The organism is Aeromonas sp. HMWF015, assembly GCF_963878965.1.
GTDB lineage: Bacteria > Pseudomonadota > Gammaproteobacteria > Enterobacterales > Aeromonadaceae > Aeromonas > Aeromonas veronii.
The window spans coordinates 1-7450 of the sequence record NZ_CAWNZT010000134.1 but is presented as its reverse complement, the minus strand read 5'-3'; the positions used below and the strand labels follow the sequence as shown (position 1 = coordinate 7450).

Genomic DNA, 7450 nt, shown 5'->3' with positions numbered 1-7450 from the left:
GCCCCGGACCCACCCGCAGTTTTCCCACCAGCGGCGTCAGCTTGGCCACCAGCGCATCGGCGGTCTCGTCTCCCACCACCACGGCCACCGAGATCGCCATGCAGCGCTCACCCGCCGCCCCATAAGCAGCCCCCATCAGGGCTGAGACCGCCTGATCGAGGTCCGCATCCGGCATCACCACCATGTGGTTCTTGGCGCCGCCCAACGCCTGCACCCGCTTGCCGTGGGCAGAGGCTGTGGCATAGATGTACTGGGCGATGGGGGTGGAACCGACAAACGACACGGCACCTACTCGCGGGTCGGTCAGCAGCACATCCACCACCTCCTTGTCACCGTTCACCACGTTGAGCACGCCGTCCGGCAGACCGGCCTCCTTCAGCAGCTCGGCCATCCGCAGCGAGAGGGAGGGATCCTTCTCGGAGGGCTTGAGAATGAAGGTATTGCCGCAGGCGATGGCGACCGGGAACATCCAGAGCGGCACCATGGCCGGGAAGTTGAACGGGGTGATACCGGCGCAGACCCCCACCGGCTGCATCATGGAGTAGCTGTCTACCCCGCGGCCGACGTTGAGGGAGTGCTCCCCCTTGAGCAGATGGGGAATGCCGCAGGCAAACTCCACCACCTCCAGCCCGCGGGTCAACTCGCCCTGCGCATCGGAGAAGACCTTGCCGTGCTCGCGGCTGATGAGCTGGGCGAGCTCGTCCCTGTGCTGCTCCATCAACTCCTTGAAGCGAAAAAAGACCCGGGCCCGCACCAGCGGGGGGGTTTGCGACCAGTCGGCAAAGGCGCGCTCGGCGATGGCGATCGCCTCCTGACACTCGGAGGCGCTCGACAGCCCCACGCTCCCCTGCTGCTTGCCGCAGGCGGGATTGAAGATGGCCCCTTGGCGCTCGCTGCGACTCTCCTGCGGCTGGCCGTTGATGAAGTTGCTGACCCTGTATGTCATGTATCCTCCGTGATAACTGATGTGGTAAATGCGCTGAGCAAAACAACGCAAGGCCCCGCCAGTGCGGGGGCCATCAAATGGGTTAGGGTTGTGCTTGCAGGGCATCCTGCAGCAGGGTGAAGAGATCGTCGATCTGGCTGCGCTCGATGACAAGGGGTGGCGACAGGGCGATGATGTCGCCGGTCACCCGGATAAGCGCCCCCTTCTCGAAGCAGCGAACAAACACCTCATAGGCGCGCTTGCCCGGCGCATCCGGCATCGATTCCAGCTCGATACCCGCCACCAGCCCGTAGTTGCGCACATCCTTCACATGCTTGCAGCCCTTCAGCGAATGGGCCGCCTCCTCCCAATAGCCCGCCAGATCGGCGGCGCGGCTGAGCAGGTTCTCGTTGCGATAGATCTCGAGGGTCGCGAGCCCCGCAGCAGCAGCCACTGGATGACCAGAATAGGTGTAGCCGTGGAACAGCTCGATAGCCCCCTTGCCTGCCGCCATCATGTCGTCATAAATGTGCTTTTGTACCAGCACCGCCCCCATGGGGATAGCACCGTTGGTGAGCCCCTTGGCGCAGGTGATCATGTCAGGGATGACATCGAACTCCTGTGCGGCGAAGGGAGAGCCAAGGCGACCGAAACCGGTGATCACCTCGTCAAAAATCAGCAGGATGCCGTGTTTGGTGCAAATCTCCCGCAGCCGCTTGAGGTAGCCTTTGGGCGGCATCAGCACGCCGGTACTGCCAGCGATGGGCTCGACGATCACCGCCGCGATATTGCTGGCATCGTGCAGGAAGACGATCTTCTCCAGCTCGTCGGCCAGCGCCACATCCTCCTCGGGCAACCCTTTGGTGAAGGCGTTTTTGGCGATGTTGAGGGTATGCGGCAGATGATCGACGCCGGTCAGCAGGGAGCCGAACCACTTGCGGTTGCCGGGAATGCCCCCCACCGAGATGCCACCGAAGCCGACCCCGTGATAGCCACGCTCGCGACCAATCAGCCGGGTGCGGGAGCCCTGACCGCGAGCCCGCTGCCAGGCCAGCGCGATTTTGAGCGCGGTATCGACCGACTCTGAGCCGGAGTTGGTATAGAAGACGTGGCCAAACCCCTTGGGAGCGATCTCCACCAGCTTGTTGGCCAGCTCGAATGGCAGGGGGTGGCCCATCTGGAAAGTGGGGGCAAAATCGAGGTGGGAAATCTGCTGGGAGACCGCCTCGGCAATCTCGCGCCGACCATGGCCCGCGTTGCAACACCAGAGTCCGGCTGTGCCATCCAGTATCTTGCGGCCATCCTCTGAGTGATAATACATCCCCTCTGCCGACTTCAGGATGCGCGGCGCCGCCTTGAACTGCTGGTTGGCGGTGAACGGCATCCAGAAGGCGGACATGTCGGAGGGCGTATTGATGTCGCTGATCGGTTTCATGGTCACCTCATCCTTAAGGTGTTTAGCAACTGTCGGCCAATGCCTATTAAATTAAACACCTGAATCCATAAAAAAGGGCCCGTTATCGCCCTGTCTGGTGCCACCCCTAGCTAGACGCATCAGCAGGGTGGTATAAGATATTTAACACAATTTTAATAATAGTAAACAGTCAAGGAGTGTCTATAGATGGATATCGGTCACCGCCTCAAGGCGGTTCGCACCAAGGCAGCCCTCTCCCAGCGCGAGCTGGCCAAGCGCTCCGGTGTGACCAACGGATTTATCTCCCAAATCGAGAAAAATCAGGTGAGCCCCTCTGTCGCCTCCCTGCGCAAGGTGCTGGAAGGCATCCCCATGTCGCTGGCCAGCTTCTTCACCGAAGAGACCGAAATGGGCACCGAAGTGATCTTCCGCGCCGCCGATATGCCGGATCTCGGCACGCATCCCATCAGCTACCGGCTGGTTGGGCACAGCCGCGCCAACCGCGCCATCGGCATGTTGCAGGAGGTGCTGCCACCGGGCGCCGACACCGGTGACGACATGCTGAGCCACGAGGGTGAAGAGTGCGGCATCGTCATCAAGGGCGAGGTTGAAGTGACCGTGGGCGAGCAGATCTACCTGCTGGGCGCCGGGGATGGCTACTACTTCGACAGCCGCACCCCCCACCGTTTTCGCAATAGCGGCGAGCAGGAGTGCGTGCTGATTTCGGCCAACACCCCCGCCAGTTTCTGACATTCAGGCGCGCGTCGGCAGGGGGCAATGTTTAATGAATTGTTACAAGATGGATTTACAAGCGGCAGGATGTTTAGCATATTGATACGCGGAATCTGACTTTTGCCGGTTCAAGGAGTGAACATGAGTGACCTGACCCTGGCCCAGTGGCAACACAAGGCCGCCCATCTGACCCTGCCCTCGCAAGCCTTTATCAACGGCAGCTATCGGGATGCCGTCAATGGCGCCACCTTCGATTGCATCAACCCGGCCAACGGCAAGCTGCTGACCAAAGTGGCGGCCTGCGATGCCGCCGATGCCGAACTGGCGGTGCAGGCTGCGCGTGACGCCTTCAACGACAAGCGTTGGAGCGGCCTGCCGCCGAAACAGCGCAAGCAGATCATGCAGCGCTTCGCCGAGCTGATGCGCCTCAACAAGGTTGAGCTGGCGCTGCTGGAGTCGCTGGATATGGGCAAACCCATCGGCGATGCCATGGGCTATGACGCCCCCGCCGCCGCCAACTGCATCGCCTGGAACGCCGAAGCGATCGACAAGATCTACGATCAGGTCGCCCCGGTGGAGGAATCCGCCCTGGCACTGGTGACCCGCGAAGCGCTCGGGGTGGTTGCCGCCATCGTGCCCTGGAACTTCCCGCTGGTGATGGCCTGCTGGAAGCTGGGCCCGGCGCTCGCTACCGGCAACTCAGTCATTCTCAAGCCTTCCGAGAAATCCCCCCTGACCGCCCTGCGTATCGCGGGTCTGGCCAAGGAGGCGGGTATTCCGGACGGTGTGTTCAACGTGCTGCCGGGCTTTGGTCATACCGTGGGCGAGGCGCTGGCCATGCATATGGATGTGGATTGCATCACCTTCACCGGCTCCACCAAGATCGGCAAACATCTGGTGGAGTGCTCCGGCAAGTCCAACCTCAAGCGCGCCTTTATGGAGTGCGGCGGCAAGAGCCCCAACATCATACTGGCGGATGCGCCGGATCTGGACGCCGCGGCCAAGAGCGCCGCTGGCGCCATCTTCTACAACCAGGGCGAGGTGTGCACCGCCGCCTCTCGGCTGCTGGTGCAAAACAGCATCAAACCGCAATTTATGGAGCGACTGCTGGCCCATGCCCGCGAGTGGATCTCGGCCAACCCGCTCGACCCTGCGACCCGCATCGGCGCCATGGTGGATCACATCCAGATGGAGCAGGTGCTGCGCTATATCGAGATTGGCAAGCAGGAGGGGGCCAAACTGCTGCTGGGGGGCAACCGCACCAATATGGAGAGTGGCGGCTTCTATATCGAACCCACCATTTTCGACGACGTGACCCCGCAGATGCGCATCTTCCGCGAGGAGATCTTCGGCCCGGTTCTGGCAGTGACCGGCTTCGATACGCTGGAAGAGGCCATTGCGCTGGGTAACGACACCGACTATGGGTTGGCGGCGGCGATCTGGACGGCTGATCTCAACAAGGCGGTGAAAGGTACCCGCGCCCTGCGCGCCGGTACCGTGTTCGTCAACAACTGGGACGGCGGTGACATGACCATGCCGTTTGGCGGCTTCAAACAGTCCGGCAACGGTCGCGACAAGTCACTTCATGCACTGGAGAAGTACACCGAGCTGAAAAGTACCTGGATTCAGCTGGAATAACACGACAAAGCAGCACTATCGGATCAAAAAGGGGGAGAAATCCCCCTTTTGCATTTTTGGCCTTCCATCACCGGGCTCAATCCTTATAATGATAAAAAAGCCAACATGTTAAATATAAAGACAAAAATGCTATTTTTTCTGGGAAGCGTACTTTTTCTGGTGATCGGTTTGCCCCTGCTGTTCTTCGTGCTGGGGCACGGCGAGGCCTACGTGACCTGGGGCCCCTGGATCTCCGCCATCGCCCTGATGTTGTGGCTGTTGATGGACGTCGACAAGATCCGCCGCGGTAAAGGCTGACCGGCCAGCCACACTCCTCCTATCCCTCAAACTTTGTTTATTCGCTTCTTTCCCCGCAAAAGGATCGCTACACTGATTTTTTGCGATGTTTTCCCGCATCCAACGCTTCAGTAAAGGTCATCCGCATGCCGCAACAGATCCAGCGTCAGGGCGTCATCTACGCCCTGTGCGCCTATACCCTTTGGGGCATAGCCCCCATCTATTTCAAGACCATCTCTGCCGTCCCGGCCGCCGAGATCCTGACCCACCGGATGATCTGGTCCTGCGTGCTGCTGATGGTGCTCACCCTGGCTGGGCGCCAGTGGCACAAGGTGCAGGCGGTGCTGCGCCAGCCAAAAGTGCTGCTCACCCTTGCGTTTACTTCGGTTACCGTCGGCGGCAACTGGCTGCTGTTCATCTGGGCCATCAACAACGGCCATATGCTGGATGCCAGCCTCGGCTACTACATCAACCCGCTGTTCAACGTACTGTTGGGAATGGTGTTTCTGAGCGAGAAGCTGCGCCGCCTGCAGTGGTGGGCGGTGGCGCTGGCCTTTGCCGGCGTGGCCATCCAGCTTATCGCCTTTGGCTCCTTGCCCTGGATTGCGCTGGTGCTGGCGTCGAGCTTTGCCATCTATGGGCTGGTGCGCAAAAAACTGGCCCTCGATGCCCTCACCGGTCTGCTGATCGAAACCATGATCATGCTGCCGCCTGCGGCCATCTATCTGTGGGGCTTTGCCGACAGCCCCACCAGCCATCTCACCCAGAACGACTGGCACCTCAACCTGCTGCTGATCGCCGCAGGCGCCGTCACCACGGCCCCCCTGCTCTGCTTCACCGCCGCCGCGACACGGCTCAAGCTCTCCACCCTGGGCTTCTTCCAGTACATAGGCCCCAGCCTGATGTTTATCCTCGCAGTCACCCTCTATGGGGAAGCGCTGGCGATGGACAAACTGCTCACCTTCGCCTGCATCTGGAGCGCGCTGGTGCTGTTCAGTCTGGATGGGCTGCGCAGCGGCAAAGCCGCGCCAAGCCGGACCTGACACCGCCTCACCACCAGCGACCCCGGCTCATCGGCCGGGGTTCTTTTTCGTGCCACCAGCGGTTTTCAGACTGCTACTCCCCCTTCTCCAGAGCCGACTGACCATCAACAGACCACGCCCGAGTCTCACTATCCCGCCAGAGAGCTATGCTATCCATGAACGGAGCCGAATGGAGGCAACATGCTCAAGCACATTCACGACAGATCTCTGCTTTTTGGTCAGGTTCTGGGGATCATGGTCATTATCACACTGATCTCCATCAGCTTTTTCGGGCTTTACTCGGTCCGGAGCGCAGCCGATCAGATGGGACAGGGGAAGGATGTGGTAGCCGATATTCTGCCGCCGCCTCTCTACCTCATCGAATCCCAGTTGCAGGTCTACACCCTGCTCCATGCCAAACCGGAGGAGCGGGAGGCCCTGCTGCAAACCCTCGCCCGACTGCAGCAAGAGTTCGAGAGCCGTAACCGTTTCTGGCAAGAGAGCAACCTGAACGAGCCCCTCAGAGAGCTGCTGCTGGGGGAGCAAAAAATGCAGGGAGAGCTGTTCTGGCAGTTGCTCAACGACAAGTTTGTCCCCGCCATCAAGGCGGGGGATCTGGCGCAGGCGGGCGCGATTGCGGCACGCCTGCACACCCTCTATAACGCCCACCGGCTAGGGGTGGACGCCACCGTCATCCGCGGCAACCAGTATGCCGCCGAGCAGATGGCCCATCTCGCCAACACCACCCGACTCTGCTACGGACTGCTGTTGTGCGCCGCACTGCTGGGGGCCGGGCTCATCTTCTGGCTGGGACGCCCCACCCAACAGCGGCTGCTGGCCGCAGGCAAAGCCACCGCCGCCATCGCCGAAGGGGAGTTGAACCGCCCCATGCCGGAGCCGGGCCTTGATGCCATCGGCGAGCTGATCCGCCAGATCGGGGCCATGCGTGACCAGCTGGCAACCCTGGTGGAGTCCCTGCAACGCAGCGCCAGTACGCTGGATGATCGCGCCACCAGCCTGACCGCCATGGCACAACGGCACACCGATGACAGTCAGGCTCAGGTCGGGGCGGCCCACCATATCGAACAGGCCATCGAGCAGCTCACCCACTCCATTGAACAGGCGGGTAGCCAGCTGCATCAGGTGGGGGAGCAAACCCTGCAGTCAGCAGAGCGGGCACAAGAGGCGACACTCGCCATCCACACCGTGGAACAGGTTATCGGGGAGCAAGTCACGGGAGTGAAGCAGGTCTCACAGACCATTTCGGATCTGGCTGGCCTCTCGCAGCAGATTGCCGGGCTGGCGGGCGCCATTCACGATATTGCGGAGCAGACCAATCTGCTGGCGCTGAACGCCGCCATTGAAGCGGCGCGGGCAGGTGAACAGGGACGCGGTTTTGCCGTGGTGGCCGATGAAGTACGCTCGCTGGCGACCCGCACCGGC

At 61.3% G+C, this 7450-nt stretch carries 7 protein-coding genes; 5 read left to right on the top strand and 2 right to left on the bottom strand.

What is annotated here, in order from left to right; genetic code table 11:
- A partial coding sequence (locus AACS18_RS07040) for an aldehyde dehydrogenase family protein (RefSeq protein ID WP_146184861.1) occupies window positions 1-946 on the bottom strand: 946 nt, incomplete at its 3' end.
- A gap of 82 nt (window positions 947-1028) precedes the next feature.
- Window positions 1029-2360 (bottom strand): aspartate aminotransferase family protein, encoded by a 1332-nt coding sequence (locus tag AACS18_RS07035; protein ID WP_108614010.1) that lies wholly within the window; start codon window positions 2358-2360, stop codon window positions 1029-1031.
- A gap of 186 nt (window positions 2361-2546) precedes the next feature.
- On the opposite strand from AACS18_RS07035, the gene AACS18_RS07030 reads away from it, so the two are divergent.
- From AACS18_RS07030 to AACS18_RS07010, 5 genes are all read left to right on the top strand, one after another.
- On the top strand, window positions 2547-3089 hold the full coding sequence (locus tag AACS18_RS07030; RefSeq protein WP_005339643.1) for a cupin domain-containing protein: 543 nt from the start codon (window positions 2547-2549) through the stop codon (window positions 3087-3089).
- Window positions 3090-3212: 123 nt separating this feature from the next.
- Complete coding sequence (locus tag AACS18_RS07025) at window positions 3213-4709, top strand: aldehyde dehydrogenase (RefSeq protein ID WP_108614009.1); 1497 nt, start codon at window positions 3213-3215, stop codon at window positions 4707-4709.
- A 126-nt stretch (window positions 4710-4835) separates the two neighbouring features.
- Window positions 4836-5006, top strand: a complete 171-nt coding sequence (locus AACS18_RS07020) for a hypothetical protein (protein ID WP_005341999.1) — start codon at window positions 4836-4838, stop codon at window positions 5004-5006.
- Between the two features lie 125 nt (window positions 5007-5131).
- Window positions 5132-6028 carry an EamA family transporter RarD gene (rarD, locus tag AACS18_RS07015; RefSeq protein WP_005356175.1) on the top strand — a complete coding sequence of 299 codons (897 nt, stop codon included), beginning with the start codon at window positions 5132-5134 and terminating at the stop codon, window positions 6026-6028.
- A 180-nt stretch (window positions 6029-6208) separates the two neighbouring features.
- Window positions 6209-7450: methyl-accepting chemotaxis protein (locus AACS18_RS07010; RefSeq protein WP_108614008.1), on the top strand; the 1242-nt coding region annotated here is incomplete at its 3' end.